Consider the following 15316-nt stretch of genomic DNA (forward strand, 5'->3'; position numbering starts at 1 on the left):
CAAAATCACAATAAAGAACCAAGAATAGTAATGAGGATGACGAATCTTAAAATAAATAGGAACCATTGCTTAGTGGCATTGACGTTTCTCTCAGCCATAATAACCTCCTATGGTCAGCAGGACCCCCAATTTACCCAGTACATGTATAATACACAAGTAATCAATCCTGCCTACGCAGGATCTAGGGAAGTACTGAGTTTTGGCTTCTTGGGTAGGACACAATGGGTTGGATTGGATGGTTCCCCTGAAACGGGAACCTTCACGGTAAACTCCCCAATAGGCTTGTATGATAATATGGGGCTAGGCCTTTCCATAGTCTATGACAAAATTGGTCCCGCAATGGAGTCAAACATAACTGTAGATTACTCCTATTCAATCAATCTGTCATATAATTATAAATTGGCTTTTGGTTTAAAAGCGGGTATGGACGTTTTGGATATCGATTATACAAGGCTTACATTATCCGAACAGTCTGACCCCTTTTTTCAGTCGAATGTGGACAATAGGCTTAGGCCCCAGGTTGGTGCAGGGCTTTACTTAAATTCCGATAGGTTCTATGCAGGATTGTCAGTACCCAATTTTTTGAACACTACACATTTTGATGAAAGTTCCCTACAAAATGCCAACACCAATGATATTGCCATAGAACGTTTGCACTACTTTTTCATTACAGGTTATGTATTCGACCTAAATGAAAACTTGAAATTTAAACCAGCAACATTGGTAAAATATGTAAGTGGCTCTCCACTGCAATGGGACCTCTCCGCCAACTTCTTGATCAATGAAAAGCTAACACTTGGAGCATCCTATCGCTGGAGCGCAGCCGTAAGTGCCCTGGCTGGATTTCAAATAACACCTGGATTCTTTGCAGGATTTGGTTATGACTATCAATCGACCAACATCGAACAGTATAGCAATGGATCTTACGAAGTGTTCCTTCGCTTTGATATTTTCAATAAAGCCGATCGTGTAATAACCCCAAGATTCTTCTAAAAATAGAACCATGAACTCAAAGAATATTATTTATATCCTTTTTGCCATTTGTACCCTACAAGTAGGTTTGGCTCAGGAAAGCAAGATTAAGAAGGCCAACGAGGATTTCTTCAATTTTGATTACATAGATGCACGAAAAATATATCTAAGTGTTGTGGAAGATGGTTATTCTTCCGCTCAGGTCTACAAAAAATTAGGAGACACATATTATTTCAACAGTGAATACGCCGATGCGGCTACATGGTACTTGAAATTGGTGGACACCTACCCCAACGAAGTGGAATCGGAATACTATTACCGTGCCGCCCAAAGTTTAAAATCCATCGGGAAATTGGAAGAATCCAAATCCCTCATGGAAAAATATATGGAAACCTCGGGAGCTACCTACCCCAATTGGGATACCTATCAATATTTGGCGAGTACGCAAAATAACCAGTATCAAGTAAAAAATATCACCGATGGGATGAATGGGTCGGATTTTGGTCCCTCTTACTATGGTGACAAAATTGTGTTTGCTTCTTCTTCCATCGATACGGAAGGAAGCAAAATACACGATTGGAACGGCCTTCCCTATCTAGACCTGTTCGAAGCTGAAATTGATGAAAATGGTCAGCTGAAAAACATTCAAAAATTGGAGGGCGATATCAATTCCCCGTATCACGAATCGTCAGCAGTCTTCACCAAAGATGGCAAAACCATCTATTTTACCCGAAACAACTATATCAATGGTAAAAAGAAGCGTGGAAAGGAACGTTTAGTGACCCTTAAAATCTACAGGGCGAGTTTGCAAGAAGATGGTACATGGGGCAATGTTGTAGAACTTCCTTTTAACGAGGATTCCTACTCTACTGCACATCCAGCGCTTAACCCTGAAGAAAACCGACTATATTTTTCTTCCAACAGAAATGGAAGTTTAGGGGCCTCCGATATTTGGTATGTGGATATTTTGGGCAATGGCAACTATGGACAACCCGTAAATCTTGGTTCAAAAATAAATACCAAACAGCGGGAATCGTTCCCATTTATCTGTAAAACTGGAGATTTATATTTTGCCAGTGATGGCCATACCGGACTGGGCGGTTTGGATATTTTTGTCGTCTCCTTGAACGAAACAGGCCCCTACCCTACAGTGACCAACCTTAAAAAACCCATCAACAGTAATTTGGATGATTTTGGATATGTAATGGATGAAACCGGTAAAATGGGTTACATTTCCTCTAACCGATTTGGTGGACAAGGAAGTAGTTCCGATGATATCCTCGCATTTACTGCGGATTGTAAGGTGACCATTCAAGGGATGGTAACGGACGCTAAGACCGGCGCACCCTTACAAGGCGCCCAAGTGCTATTGCTAGATAACAATAGCGATGTGGTCGCACAAAAAATTGTTGATGTCAACGGACGTTACGACTTTGGCCCCTTGGCGGATTGCAATGATCAATATGCCGTTCGGGCATCATTTACAGAAAAAGAATATGAACCGTCCGAAACAGTGGTGCAAACCAAAAGCGGTACGGACAGTATGGAGGTCAACTTACAGCTTACACCTCCTGACTGCCCTGTGGACGATTTGGGATGTCGACTATCCTTACAGCCTATCTATTTTGATTTTGATAAGCACAACATCCGACCTGATGCAGAAGTGGAGCTGGCTAAAATCTTGAACGCAATGGAAGAGTATCCACAATTAAATATTCATATTGAATCCCATACTGATTCCAGAGGAAACGATGACTACAATATGCAATTGTCCGAAAGAAGGGCTAAATCTACACTGGAATGGTTGGTAAGCAAGGGAATTGATAGAAATAGATTGTCTGCAAAAGGCTATGGTGAGTCGCAATTGATCAACAACTGTTCCAATGGAGTAAACTGCTCCCAAGAGGAACACCAATTAAACCGAAGATCCATGTTCATAATAAAATAGACGATAATTTTCTGTAGTCATGATTACTGAAAATCAGCGTGTTACAATTTGTGGCACGCTGATTGTGTTATACAAGGTGGATGTAAATAGTTGCATCTAGAACTTAAAACCTTGTAGTATGAAAAAGTTAGTACTCCTTTTAGCAGCGGTTGTTCTTGGAATACCGAGTATCCAAGCCGAAACAATCAACCATGTAGCTACCACAACAAACTTTAGACATGGAAATTCATTCATTTTTGTGGAAGGTGGTGTAACGTTCTCCGTTTACCCCGATGGTGAGTTCGACTTCTACATGGATAATAGAGTAAATGTAGGCGTAGGTGCGCAAATAGGTAATGTTGGAGTCACATTTAACTCTGGATTCAATTATAACCCATTTGTACAATATGATGACTATGGAGCTGTAATTCAAATAGAGAACATCCCTATATTTTATGATTTCTATGGTCGTGTCTCACAAATTGGCGATGTAGATATCTGGTACAACAATGGAAGACTTCGTAGAATCGGTGGAATGCACATATTCTACAATAGAGGCGTCTTTAGTCACTATACAGGATTTATCAATGTGTACAACAGAAGATATGTATATAGACCCTTCCATAGATTCTTTGTAAGACCGGCAGTTGGTTTCTGTAATGTCTATGCAAGACCTTATAGAAGGTATTACACACCTGTAAGATATACGTACTACGCTCCTTACCGACACAACACAAGAAGGGCATATGCCAGCTTGGGCAGGGTGTATCGAAACGATAATAGATATAGAAGAGAGCATATCTATCGTAACGACAGAAGAGTATCCGTTAGGGACAATAACGTTAGAAGAGCTGATTATGGCCGAAGCAATGCAAGGGTTTCCAGAAATGATTCCCGAAGAGGAAATAGCATGGCGAACCGTTCCAGCAATTCGGTACAAAGACAAAGAGTTGAATCTCGAAATGATAGAAGCAATTCTTATAGAAAGTCAAATAATAATGTAACTAGACCGGGAAGAGCAACGGCTTCCAATAACAGAGCGAACCGTTCCTCTTACGAGAGAAGTTCCAACTCCAGAAAAGTGAGTCCAGCTGCCACGGGAAGAACTATCAAACGTTCCGAACAGAGCACCTATAGAAAACCAAAGACCGTATCGAGAACAACTAATAGGTCTGCGGTGAAAAGGGACAACTCTTCGAGAAGGGAAGTTGCCAGAAGTTCAAGGCTCAGTACAAGAAAAAGTACCGCAAGCCGTAAAGAAAGTTCTAGGGCAACCGTAAGCAGAAGCTCCAACGCTCGAAAAAGCAGTGCGAGAACATCGAGCTCAAGAGGTTCTTCCCGAAGAAATAATTAGATCGTTTTTTTAGGTTGGTTAGTTGTTTTACCCCGTAGTTGATTTATTCGCTACGGGGTATTTTTTTTAAGCCATTTGGATAAAAATCCCGTAACGTCCTCAGATATATTAAAGCGGTATAAAATCCCCACATACATCAGCACCACCAAAAAAGACTTGAATGCAATGTTCAGAATGGGATGGAACTGGAACTGGACCAAATCAAACAATACGGCCAACAAAACCAAAGTGGCAAATACCTTAAAGGTAGCCGAAGTAAAAGGCAAAATACCAAATTTCATTTTCACAAAAACCACCTTTACCGTATTAAAAATAAAAATGGAGATAAAACTGGCAGCCGCTGCGCCTTCCAGGCCCCATTTGGGAATCAACAGATAATTCAGGAAAATGGTCAGTGCCGCCAAACAGACCCCAAAGACTAGTACCGTTTTGTAATACTGTGAATTGTATAAAATAGAATTGATATTGCCCAACAGGGAGTCCATCACCTTGGCCAACCCGATCAAAAACACAATCGTAAAGCCGTTTCGATAATTTTCGGGCAACATCAAATACAAATCGTTCAGATTTAGAATGATGAGTACAAACAAAATACCCGATGCAATAAAAAGCGTCAGCGATGTTTTTTTATACAAATTATCCAATCCCACACTGTTTTGGGTATTGAGCAATTCGGCCGTAAGTGGATAGGTAATCTGGTGCATGGCCCGTGATGGCACAATAATCACCGTAGCGATGTAAACCGATACCCCATAATAGGCCACATTCTCTATGCTAATGAACTGATTGAGCATCACCTTATCGATCTCCAACAAAATCAAGGCGGCCGAACCTCCTAAAATAATCAGGAAAGAATAGGACAAAATTTCTTTGGTATATGGTGGAAATGTAAAAACCAATCGGGGCATTCGCAGTCGGAATGCATACAGTTTGATGATAAGAGTCCGTAACAGATAGAGTCCCACCAAGCATTTAAAAAACAGGTCCAGCGAAATCAATTCAAAATAGAAGAGAATCAATAATATGGAAACTCCAATACGGGCAAACACCTCCTTCATAAAATTCCCGAAAACCGATTTGAGATGTACCTTGGCCCACGAATAAAATACCTCAAAATAGCCCATCGCCAGCCCTACAAAGAACACATACCAAAGGTAATCCTTCACCATGGGGTTTACTTGGGACACCCAATTCCCGATAGGTTCGTACCATATCAGTCCAATGAGGGCCACAGGCAGTATTCCCAACAACGGAATCAACAGCATCAAAGTAAAGAACCCATCCTTTTCCGTTTCCAAGTGATTACTGTAATACTTCACCATCGTATTGTGCACCCCGAAAGCCATCAAAGGCATCAAAATAGCACCTGAGGCCAAAATGAAGGTAACCAGTCCATAATATTCATCTGGAAGGATTTTCGTGTACAAAAACAAGGTGTTGATGGCTCCAAAAAAGAACCCCAAATAGGTCACCACCGTATTTTGTATGGATTGTTTTAGTACAACGCCCATTAGATAAATTTAGCCAAAGATTCCGTTAACGCCCTTCGGTGGTAGTGCTCCACTCCTACTGAGTCACAGTTCAAATTCCCTTTTTCATATTTTTGAAATGCCTCCAAAACTACACGTTTTAAGGACGCTACATCCTGGTGCAGGCACATATGCCCAGCTTGGTGCTCCTCTACCATATTACCAGCTTCCCATCCTTTGGGCCCGATGGCCAAAATAGGACGCTTGGTGTTCAGGTATTCAAATAACTTGCCCGGAATAATGCCCCGGGTCTCTTCGGAATCGATTTCCAAAAGCAATAATAATTGTGATTTTTGCTGGGTTTCCAAAACTTTATCATGCGAAAGATACCCCATCTGTCGTACGCAATCCATAAGCCCAAAATCTTCAATGGATTGCAGCACTTCCTCCCCCACTACTCCAGCCAATTGTATCTTGAGTGACTTTTTGAAGCTTTCGTTTTCGGCAATCAATTCCTGTAACGCTTGCCACAACCCCAAGGGATTTCTACCGGTCAACAACGAACCTATATGGGAAACGGTGAAATCGGTATCCAGTTCCATGGGCTGCAGTTCATCATCAAAACCATTGGTAATGACCTTAATGGGTTTGGGCGTTATGGCTTCAAATTCTGATTTTGTGGTATTACTGGTCACCACAATTTTATCCGCTTTCACCAATACGGACCTTTCAAGGGCTTCGTGTTTTAAGCGGGATGATTCGGTCAATCGTAGCTTTTTGTGATATCCAATCGAAGTCCACGGATCTCGAAAATCCGCAATCCATTGAATGTTGTATTTCTTTTTGAGTCCCAGTCCGATCAAATGCAGACTGTGTGGTGGTCCCGTAGTAATGATGGTCTCAATACCCTCGTCCGCAATCACCTTGGCCAAATAGGAAATGGATGGTTTTACCCAAAGTTTGCGAGCGTCCGGAATGAAAAAGTTCCCCCGAATCCACAACAGGAGCTTTTCCATAAAGGAAGGATTCTTTTCCTTGATGATTCCAGCACTGATGGTCTCGGTCTTTTTTTTGGATAACAGCGAAGCCCACCCATAGGGCTCTTTGATGGGCTGTTTCAGAATTTTGATGTCCGCTGGAACCTCATCTACCAATTTGTCATCCACCAATGGATAACTTGGATTTTCAGGAACATACACGATGGGCTGGATACCGAAATCTGGGAGGTATTTGGTGAACTTTAGCCAACGCTGTACCCCTGGTCCCCCTGCTGGTGGCCAATAGTACGCTATGACCAACACGTTACGCATCTGACTTTTCCTTTTTTCTGCGGAACAGGGTGAAACCAAGTCCCCCAACAATAATCAGACCGAGCAATGCATTCGCAGCCAGCGTAATTTGGCTTCCTGTTTCCACCACTTCGGGCTCAAACCTGAACTCGATGTTATGCTGACCTGCTGGAACCTTCATGCCGCGAAGGGCATAATCCACGCGATAATGCTCCTGTGGCGCACCATCTATAAACGCTTGCCAACCCGAAGGATAATGCATTTCGGAAAAGACCGCAAAACCATCATTTGGGTTGTTGGTGGCATAGGTAATATTGTTCGGGCGATAATCCACCAAATCGATACGGGCAGAAGAATCCACTGAATACCGAAGTTTGGTCAATTCGGGATATTCCGAAGTATTCACCACGGCCTGCGTTTTGGAATTGAAATCTTTTAGCTTCAGAATTTCTTCGTTGGCGGAAGAAACCGGTATCAATTGGTCCACAAACCATGCATTGCCGTTGGCATCGGGGTTAACAGCGGGATAGCTGTTTCCCTCCTCATCTTGCTGAATGATGTATTTGACGTTCAGCATGTTCAACACCTGAAGGTTGTTCTGATACAAATGATACTCGAACAAATTTTGCAGCGCCCTTGGTTTGGCGGCATGATAGCCTCCAATGGATTTATGGAAATAGGATGTACGCGCCCCATTAATACCTTCTTGTGGGTCGAACACCCGGTAAATGGAATCGTCCTGCTGGATCATTTGGTCGATTTGATTGGCCTGGAATGGTTGGTTGACCTGTCGCTGGCGTACAAAATCCCCCTCATTCACATACCTCAGGTCCACACCTACCAAATCAAAAAGAATCAAGGCGCCCAAGGCAAAAACCAGTATATTTTTATTGATTTTATCTTTGATAAAGAACCAAAGTACCGCCGCGGCCAATGCCACATAAATAATGGAACGGATGGTGTCGTTGATGTATACCGCTTCGCGATCCCGCTGGATCATGGTCATCAATTCGTCGCCAAAGTATCCGCGATAGGTTTCATCACGGAGTCCTTCAAAATCAAAGAAACCTTTGAGCAAGAAAATCAGAATACCAAGTCCCAAGGAAATAAAGAAGCTCAGTTTTAAAGCTTTTAGCTTTTCTTTTTTATCAACGGAAGATTTGAACAACTCGCGAATCCCCAAAATTCCCAAAACGGGCAAACAAAGTTCCAATACCACTTGAATCGAAGAAACCGCCCTGAATTTATTGTACAACGGGAAATAGTCAATCATAAAATTGGTGAGCAACGGAAAATTTTTACCCCAGGAAAGTAATAGCGATAAAATGGCGCCTGTCAACAACCACCATTTCTTTTTACCATCCACCAAGAAAGCACCCAAAACAAATAGGAAAAATACAATGGCACCCACATAGGCCGGTGCTGCCACGATGGGCTGGTCGCCCCAATACAAGGGCAGTCCACTGGAAAATTCCAGTGCTTTAGAAGGTGATAGCCCTTGGTCGGTCAAATACTCATATGCCTTGGAATCACGCCCTAAATTCTCATTGCCCGACCCGCCGAACAAGCGAGGGGCAAACAAATTGAGCGACTCGGCGATTCCATAGCTGTATTGGGTAATGTATTCGTAATCCAACCCGGTGGACACGGCTTTTTCGCTCCCATCCGGATTAATGGTGAGTTCCGATGTGCCCCGAGTACTCCAATCGGCATATTCTTTGGTTGCCATCAGACTGGTCGCATTCGTGAAAATGGATAGGGCCACGGCCAGTATCAAAATGCCCACGGAGACAAAAAAGTGCTTTAATTCCTTTTCCTTGATGGCATAAATCAGATAAACAAGGCCCATTACCAACACCAAAAGCATAAAATAATAGGTCATTTGGTAGTGGTTGGCACTGATTTCCAATGCCATGGCCAAGGCCGTCAAAATAAAACCGAGGATATATTTTTTTCGGAAAACGAGGACAATCCCCCCTAAAACCATCGGAATATAGCCCAGTGCATGTGCCTTGGCATTATGGCCCACTCCAAGAATAATGATCAAGTAGGTGGAAAAACCAAAGGCTACGGCACCCAAAGCTGCCAATCGAAAATCGACCTTCAAGCACAACAATAGGATATAGAAACCAATCAAATAGAGAAAAAGATAGTCAGCAGGCCGTGGCAAAAACCGAATCAAGCGGTCCAGTTCCTTGATGTAATTATGTGGATAATTGGCACCCAGTTGATAGGTGGGCATACCGCCAAAGGCACTATTGGTCCAATAGGACTCCTCCCCTGTCAAATCCTTGTACGCATCCCGTTCTTGGGCCATACCCTTATATTGGGCAATATCGGACTGAAAAATGGCTTTTCCCTGCAAAACCGGATAAAAATAGACCAGTGAGGCAAGGATGAACAAAGCGATAACACAAATGTGGGTGATAATGGCTTTTGGAGAAAGAGTCATGGATAGGTTTTGATTCGGCAAATATTAATCAATTTCCTCAAAATCTATGTATTCTCCAACTTTTTTTGAGGAGTTGGAACGTCGGGGCGGTTTTTTGGAAATAATGGTCTCCCCTTCCTTAGGTTGCGCAGTATCAAAATCTTGTCGGTTCCCAAACTGCTCATTAAAGCGTTCGTTGGTCTTTTTTACCGCATAATTCAAGAGTTTTGGCGCCAACCACTTCAACAGGAATTTAAGCCCGTAGTATACTAATATGACAATTAAAATCGTTTGTAATAAAACCATATAACCTCAGTTATCGAATCAAAGTTACACTGTTAGTCCCTTAAACCCATCAAACGTATCTTAAAATAGTATTAAAAACCCAGTTATATGGACCTTTCCATGATCAAAAAGTCACTTTTTCTTTTCGTTCTGTTACCCACTTTTTTATCCGCCCAATATACCGATGTCATCAATTCCAACCGACCCGGTAGGGCCGCCAGTGCCTATTCCGTTGGAAAAAACGTGATTCAGGCAGAGATTGGGATGCTCTATGAACAGCAGGACAATGCCGACCTTAACTCGGATTCCAATATTTTTGGGGCCGATTACGCCTTTAGATACGGTTTGCTTTTTGAGGAACTGGAAGTGATCGCCGAAGGATCTTTTATTACCCAGAACATTACATACCCTGATTTTGGAATTGAGGGAAAACTGACCAATTTTTCCAGAAACCGCGTAGGACTGAAATATCTGGTATACGATCCTTATAAAAACCCCGAACGTAACAAGCCCAATTTATATAGCTGGAGGGCCAATAATCTATTCCAATGGAAAAACTTGATTCCTGCCGTTTCTGTTTACGGAGGGGCCAATTTTGTGGTAGGAGACAATCCCTTTTATCCCGGCGAGCCCACGGTTTCGTACCGAGGCGGCATTCAAACACAAAGTAGGCTTTCCCCAAGGGTGGTATTAATTTCCAACATTGCGTACGACCGTATCACCACCGATTTCCCGGAATGGCGATACGCCCTATCGGTCACCCATGCTTTTCGGGACCCACGTTGGAGTGTTTTCTTTGAAGGGCAAGGTATTTCCGGAGAACGCTATTCGGATATCATTTTAAGAACAGGAGTAGCTCGTTTGATCAATCCCAATTTTCAGGCGGATTTTCATTTGGGTTCTGGCTTTAACAACGACCCTTCCCGCATTTTTGTGGTACTTGGTTTCTCCTATCGATTAGATTTCCATAAGGATGAAATGATTCCAGTTGTTGAGCAACAATCGGGCATGAACGGGAAGATTAAGAAGAACGCCAACAAGCGTAAATCCAGAAAGCGCAAAAAAAACCGCAACGGATCTATCGATTTTTAAGTTTTGTCACAACTTCATTTTTCTACTGCAAGTAATATTCATAATATTGGGGATTAATTTGCAACTATGGTTACCGTTCAGCAGGTTCAGTCCAAATCCGACCTTAAGCGCTTCGTAAAATTTCCGTTCAGCCTGTATAAAGGTTCCCCCTATTGGGTACCGCCCATCATCAAAGATGAGATGGCTTCCTTTGACAAAGATGTGAACCCGGTTTTTAAAACGGCCGAGGCCCAATTCTTTTTGGCCCTTAAAGATGGTAAGGTGGTTGGACGCGTAGCGGCTATCATTAATTGGTTGGAGGTAAAGGAACAGAGACTCAAAAAGATGCGCTTTGGATGGTTTGATTTTATTGATGACCTTGAAGTTTCCAAAGCCTTGTTGGACAAAGTCAAGGAAATTGGACAAGCCAATAATTTGGAATTTATGGAAGGTCCTGTGGGCTTTTCCAATTTGGATAAGGTCGGCGTGCTCACAGAGGGTTTTGACCACATTGGTACCATGGTGACGTGGTACAACCATCCCTATTACCAATCGCATTACGAACAGCATGGTTTTACCAAGGAAAAAGAATACCGGGAGAGCAAATTCCCTGCAGCCAATGCAGACCCAAAACTGTTCGCCAAAGCCAATCTTTTGATCAAAAAGCGATATGGCCTCCGCGAAATGAACTTTGAAAAAAGCGCTGAAATTATGCCGTGGGTGGACAAGATGTTCGACCTATTCAACGAGACCTACGCCAAATTGTCCTCTTTCGTAAAGATTACCGATATCCAAAAGGAGTATTTTAAAAAGAAATACATCAGCTTCATCAACCCGGAGTACATCAAATTTGTGGTAGATGCAGAAGATAATCTAGTGGCTTTTGCCATTGTGATGCCCTCTTTTTCCGAAGCCTTGCAAAAGGCCAACGGAAAGCTGTTCCCCTTTGGGATTTTTCACTTGCTCCACGCCCGAAAGCACAGTAAGGACGCTATTTTCTACTTGATCGGCATCCATCCTAAATACCAAAACAAAGGCGTTACCTCCATTATTTTTAATGAGTATTACCATGCTTTCAAAAAGCGCGGGGTGGTGAACTGTATCCGTACCCCGGAATTGGAGGACAATATCGCCATCCAACAAATGTGGAAGCACTTTGACCCCAAGGTCATTAAGCGTCGTAGGACGTATGTGAAGGATATTTAGGAGCCAACCTACAAACCTTTAATGTTGAGCTTACGATTTTAGTGGGGTTTTAAACTCAAGGAAACCCTCGAAAGTTATCACTGCATAAGATTTGTCAAGCTCTAGCCCATTCTCGGAAATTCCCAACCATTATGATATCGGGGCGTCAATAAGGCATCTGCTTCTGTATGGTTGAATCTATTGTTCGCGGCATCCCAAAACAAGCGTTCCCCTGTTTTGTAGGCGATATTGCCCAAATGGCTTACCATGGCGGCATCGTATCCCACTTTGATAGGAGCCTTTAAAATGGATACATCACGTTTTTTAACCGCTTCCAAAAAGTTTTGGGTATGAAGGTCAAAACCGTTCCCACCACCTGTTTGCAACGGGACAGCCTCAATTTTTGGTCCTAAATCTTGGTCCCAATTGGGACGGTCCCGCTCTGGAATCACCTCCCAGCCACCACGGTCCACCACCAAGGTTCCATTATTCCCGATAAAGGCGATACCATGATTTCGTCCGTAATTTCCACCATCAATTCCAGTAGCATGTTCCCATAACAGGGAAAATTCACCAAAATCGTACACCGTTTGCAGGGTATCGGGTGTTTCGGCTGCATCGTTGGGGTACGCAAACTTGCCTCCCATGGCCATTACGGATTTAGGGGCAGAGGCTTTCATCCCGAAAAGTGCGTAGTCAATCAAATGCACGCCCCAATCCGTCATTAAACCACCTGCATAATCCCAGAACCATCTAAAGCTAAAATGAAACCTGTTTTTATTGAAAGGTCGGTTTTCGGCAGGTCCCAGCCACATATCATAATCCACACCACTGGGCACGGGACTGTTGGGCAACACGGGTACGGACTGCATCCAACCTTGATAAGCCCAAGTCTTCACCAAACGAATCTGTCCCAATTTTCCGGAATGCACGTAGTTAATGGCATCCACAAAATGGGGTTCGCTACGTTGCCACTGCCCTATTTGAACCATCCGGTCGCTTCCTTGTACTTTAGCGAGCATGGCTTGGCTTTCCGCTACGGAGTTGGCAATCGGCTTTTCGCAATACACATCCTTGCCGGCATCAATGGCATCGATGAGCTGAAGACAGTGCCAATGATCTGGTGTACCGATAATAACGATATCGGTATCCTCCAATAATTTTCTGTAATCCGAGTACCATTTAGGCTTTTTGATGCCTGCCTTTTCTAAATCCAAGGTTCTTTCCCGAAGTACATTTTCATCCACATCGCAAAGGGCGACCACATCTACCTCACTATTTTTTAACAGGGAAGTCAAATCCGTAAAACCCATGCCCTTGCAACCGATCAAACCTACCTGTATTTTGTCGTTGGGACTTATGGTTTTTCGAATGGTGGCCAACAGCTCGGTGGGAAATACCATGGAGGCTCCCATTCCCGCTACGTACAATCCACTGCGTTTTACAAATTGTCTTCGTGTTCCCATCTTGTTCAAATTTGGGATAAGATACAAAAAAACGTCCCTTGAAGTTATTGCTCCAAGGGACGCGAATTGATTTATTTCTAAAAACGCTTACTTCTTTGTCGTAGGGGCGTTCAACTTTTGGCTCATTTCCATGGAAATGGCAGAGCGGTCGAACTTTAAACGGCCGGCCATGGTTTCGATGACACACGAAAAATCGTTGTCGTTCAATTCCACGATTTTGCCGTGAAGCCCACTTTTGGTGATGATTTTATCACCTTTTTTCAATTCTGAAGCGAATTTTTTCTCATCCTTCTGACGTTTGATCTGCGGGCGAATCATAAAGAAGTACGCCACGGCAAAAATCAAGATCAGCGGTAAAAATTGTCCTAGGTTTTCCATTGAGGTCTTTTAGTTATTTTACAGGACCTGCTGGTGTAGCTCCTGGTGCTTGCACAAATGCCTTAATTCTCAAAAGTTCGGAACCTTTGGCAGTATTTGCGGTAACGGTAATCGTTTTGGTAACCTGGTTTTGTCCAGAACCGTTGAATTTTACCAACAATTCTCCTTTTTCTCCTGGTGCAATGGGATCTTTTGGAGGATTCGGCACGGTGCATCCACAGCTACTTTTGGCATCGGTAATAATTAAAGGAGCGTTTCCTGTATTGGTAAAGGAGAAAACAGTTTCTTGCGCTTCACCTCTTTGGATGGTTCCAAAATCGTGCTCTACTCTATCAAAGGTCATTACGGGTACCATTTTGGCGGCCTCATCCCTGTTTACAGCACTTTCAACATTGTCAGCAACTATCTTTTCAGATGCTTTGTCCTTGCATGATACCCCCATGATGGCGACTACCATGATCAAACTTAAAATTGTTGTTATTCTTTTCATGATTAAAATTTGTTTTCCCAAAATTACGGAATAATTGTTTATTGCAAACCCCTTCCTATTTTTTGAAGCCTTCCATCGGCTTTATACTCCTTTGCCAACTTGTCCAACACTCCATTGATAAAGATACTGCTCTTGGGCGTGGAGTACTCCTTCGCTATCTCCAAATATTCGTTCAGGGTTACTTTTTCTGGAATTGAAGGGAAATTGAGCAGCTCGCAAATGGCCATCTTCAAAACGATGGAATCGATTTCGGCGATTCGGTCGTTGTCCCAATTGGGCGTTTTGCCCTCAATTTCCTTTTCCCATTTGGCATCATTGAGCAAGGTCTTGGTCAACAGGTTATTGGCGAAATCCATATCCTGCTGGTCCTTGAGCAGGGCCGGCAAAAAGAAACGGTCTCCAGAATCGGGCTTGGCCTTTTTGAGGCGCTTTACCAAAAAGGTGTTCACAATGGGGAAATCATCCACCCAGGTCAATTTATCGTCCTCGAAGTAATCATAGATCTTTTCGTTCGGTGCAATGATTTCCTTAAAAAGTTGAATCACCATATCCCTGTCCTCCGCATAATCACTATCTGCAGTGGACATATACTCCTTGTAGATGTCACTGGAGACCATGGCCTTATGGATAATCTTAACGTACTCGTCGTTCAAATACCAATTGTCCAACTTACGCTTGGAAAGTTCATCTTTCAACGCTTGATTGTTCACCAATTGCAATAACAATCGGTTTTTGACGAATTTTTGTGGGTCGGGATATTTGTCCTCCTCCGTGGCCACGTACTTTTTGGAGGAGTGGCTGACATGTTTTTCGGCCAAACGGTGCAATTCCGCCAAAAGGCTTAAAATTAAAAGGTACAGTACATACATGTTTTCAATACTTACCCTTAGGAATTTTTCCTGTTTTTGCAAGGAGTCGTCCTTGGATTGCACCAATGCATAAATACATTGCATCACTTTTACCCTAATGTGCCTTCTGGTTAACATGTTTAAAGAACTT

General features: G+C 42.9%; 13 protein-coding genes. 5 read left to right on the plus strand and 8 right to left on the minus strand.

All coding sequences use genetic code 11. From position 1 onward, the window contains the following. Positions 1-36 precede the first annotated feature (36 nt). The 3 genes from GGE08_RS14245 (at position 37) to GGE08_RS14255 (ending at position 4253) form a co-directional block, all read left to right on the plus strand. Positions 37-993 (plus strand): type IX secretion system membrane protein PorP/SprF, encoded by a 957-nt coding sequence (locus tag GGE08_RS14245; RefSeq protein WP_179385558.1) that lies wholly within the window; start codon positions 37-39, stop codon positions 991-993. A 10-nt stretch (positions 994-1003) separates the two neighbouring features. Then, positions 1004-2920 (plus strand): OmpA family protein, encoded by a 1917-nt coding sequence (locus tag GGE08_RS14250; RefSeq protein WP_179385559.1) that lies wholly within the window; start codon positions 1004-1006, stop codon positions 2918-2920. A gap of 118 nt (positions 2921-3038) precedes the next feature. Then, positions 3039-4253 (plus strand): hypothetical protein, encoded by a 1215-nt coding sequence (locus tag GGE08_RS14255; protein WP_179385560.1) that lies wholly within the window; start codon positions 3039-3041, stop codon positions 4251-4253. A gap of 50 nt (positions 4254-4303) precedes the next feature. Here the strand turns inward: GGE08_RS14255 and GGE08_RS14260 are convergent, their stop codons facing one another. The 4 genes from GGE08_RS14260 to GGE08_RS14275 are packed head-to-tail and all read right to left on the minus strand — an operon-like array spanning position 4304 to position 9748. Further along, positions 4304-5764 (minus strand): lipopolysaccharide biosynthesis protein, encoded by a 1461-nt coding sequence (locus GGE08_RS14260; RefSeq protein ID WP_179385561.1) that lies wholly within the window; start codon positions 5762-5764, stop codon positions 4304-4306. Beyond that, a complete protein-coding gene (locus GGE08_RS14265; RefSeq protein WP_179385562.1) occupies positions 5764-7032 on the minus strand; it encodes a glycosyltransferase in 1269 nt (422 codons plus the stop codon). The genes GGE08_RS14260 and GGE08_RS14265 overlap by 1 nt, the downstream gene beginning before the upstream one ends. Further along, positions 7025-9463, minus strand: a complete 2439-nt coding sequence (locus tag GGE08_RS14270; RefSeq protein WP_179385563.1) for a YfhO family protein — start codon at positions 9461-9463, stop codon at positions 7025-7027. Before GGE08_RS14270 ends, GGE08_RS14265 begins: the two co-directional genes overlap by 8 nt. A gap of 24 nt (positions 9464-9487) precedes the next feature. Beyond that, on the minus strand, positions 9488-9748 hold the full coding sequence (locus GGE08_RS14275) for a DUF4834 family protein (protein WP_179385564.1): 261 nt from the start codon (positions 9746-9748) through the stop codon (positions 9488-9490). A gap of 87 nt (positions 9749-9835) precedes the next feature. Between GGE08_RS14275 and GGE08_RS14280 the strand changes: the two genes are divergently transcribed. Together GGE08_RS14280 and GGE08_RS14285 are read left to right on the plus strand one after the other, a co-directional pair. Continuing rightward, on the plus strand, positions 9836-10819 hold the full coding sequence (locus GGE08_RS14280) for a transporter (RefSeq protein ID WP_179385565.1): 984 nt from the start codon (positions 9836-9838) through the stop codon (positions 10817-10819). Positions 10820-10885: 66 nt separating this feature from the next. Next, positions 10886-12004: a GNAT family N-acetyltransferase gene (locus GGE08_RS14285; RefSeq protein ID WP_179385566.1), complete on the plus strand. Its 1119-nt coding sequence runs from the start codon at positions 10886-10888 to the stop codon at positions 12002-12004. A gap of 101 nt (positions 12005-12105) precedes the next feature. On the opposite strand, the gene GGE08_RS14290 is transcribed toward GGE08_RS14285, so the two are convergent. The 4 genes from GGE08_RS14290 to nusB all read right to left on the minus strand — a co-directional run bounded on the left by GGE08_RS14290 (position 12106) and on the right by nusB (position 15303). Next, complete coding sequence (locus GGE08_RS14290) at positions 12106-13449, minus strand: Gfo/Idh/MocA family protein (RefSeq protein WP_179385567.1); 1344 nt, start codon at positions 13447-13449, stop codon at positions 12106-12108. 87 nt (positions 13450-13536) lie between these two features. After that, positions 13537-13827 (minus strand): preprotein translocase subunit YajC, encoded by a 291-nt coding sequence (gene yajC, locus GGE08_RS14295; protein WP_179385568.1) that lies wholly within the window; start codon positions 13825-13827, stop codon positions 13537-13539. A gap of 13 nt (positions 13828-13840) precedes the next feature. Continuing rightward, positions 13841-14317 (minus strand): DUF1573 domain-containing protein, encoded by a 477-nt coding sequence (locus GGE08_RS14300; protein WP_179385569.1) that lies wholly within the window; start codon positions 14315-14317, stop codon positions 13841-13843. A 38-nt stretch (positions 14318-14355) separates the two neighbouring features. Then, positions 14356-15303, minus strand: a complete 948-nt coding sequence (gene nusB / locus GGE08_RS14305) for a transcription antitermination factor NusB (protein ID WP_179385570.1) — start codon at positions 15301-15303, stop codon at positions 14356-14358. Between the last annotated feature and the right edge of the window lie 13 nt (positions 15304-15316).

Origin of the sequence: Allomuricauda sp. ARW1Y1 (assembly GCF_013407935.1) — a bacterium.
In the GTDB taxonomy this organism is placed as follows: Bacteria; Bacteroidota; Bacteroidia; order Flavobacteriales; family Flavobacteriaceae; genus Flagellimonas.

Coding starts and splice junctions, on each gene's coding strand:
- nusB (WP_179385570.1), bottom strand. CDS start 15,303: ATGTTAACCAGAAGGCACATTAGGGTAAAAGTGATGCAATGTATTTAT.
- GGE08_RS14270 (WP_179385563.1), bottom strand. CDS start 9,463: ATGACTCTTTCTCCAAAAGCCATTATCACCCACATTTGTGTTATCGCT.
- GGE08_RS14245 (WP_179385558.1), top strand. CDS start 37: ATGACGAATCTTAAAATAAATAGGAACCATTGCTTAGTGGCATTGACG.
- GGE08_RS14265 (WP_179385562.1), bottom strand. CDS start 7,032: ATGCGTAACGTGTTGGTCATAGCGTACTATTGGCCACCAGCAGGGGGA.
- yajC (WP_179385568.1), bottom strand. CDS start 13,827: ATGGAAAACCTAGGACAATTTTTACCGCTGATCTTGATTTTTGCCGTG.
- GGE08_RS14250 (WP_179385559.1), top strand. CDS start 1,004: ATGAACTCAAAGAATATTATTTATATCCTTTTTGCCATTTGTACCCTA.
- GGE08_RS14285 (WP_179385566.1), top strand. CDS start 10,886: ATGGTTACCGTTCAGCAGGTTCAGTCCAAATCCGACCTTAAGCGCTTC.
- GGE08_RS14275 (WP_179385564.1), bottom strand. CDS start 9,748: ATGGTTTTATTACAAACGATTTTAATTGTCATATTAGTATACTACGGG.
- GGE08_RS14280 (WP_179385565.1), top strand. CDS start 9,836: ATGGACCTTTCCATGATCAAAAAGTCACTTTTTCTTTTCGTTCTGTTA.
- GGE08_RS14260 (WP_179385561.1), bottom strand. CDS start 5,764: ATGGGCGTTGTACTAAAACAATCCATACAAAATACGGTGGTGACCTAT.
- GGE08_RS14255 (WP_179385560.1), top strand. CDS start 3,039: ATGAAAAAGTTAGTACTCCTTTTAGCAGCGGTTGTTCTTGGAATACCG.
- GGE08_RS14290 (WP_179385567.1), bottom strand. CDS start 13,449: ATGGGAACACGAAGACAATTTGTAAAACGCAGTGGATTGTACGTAGCG.
- GGE08_RS14300 (WP_179385569.1), bottom strand. CDS start 14,317: ATGAAAAGAATAACAACAATTTTAAGTTTGATCATGGTAGTCGCCATC.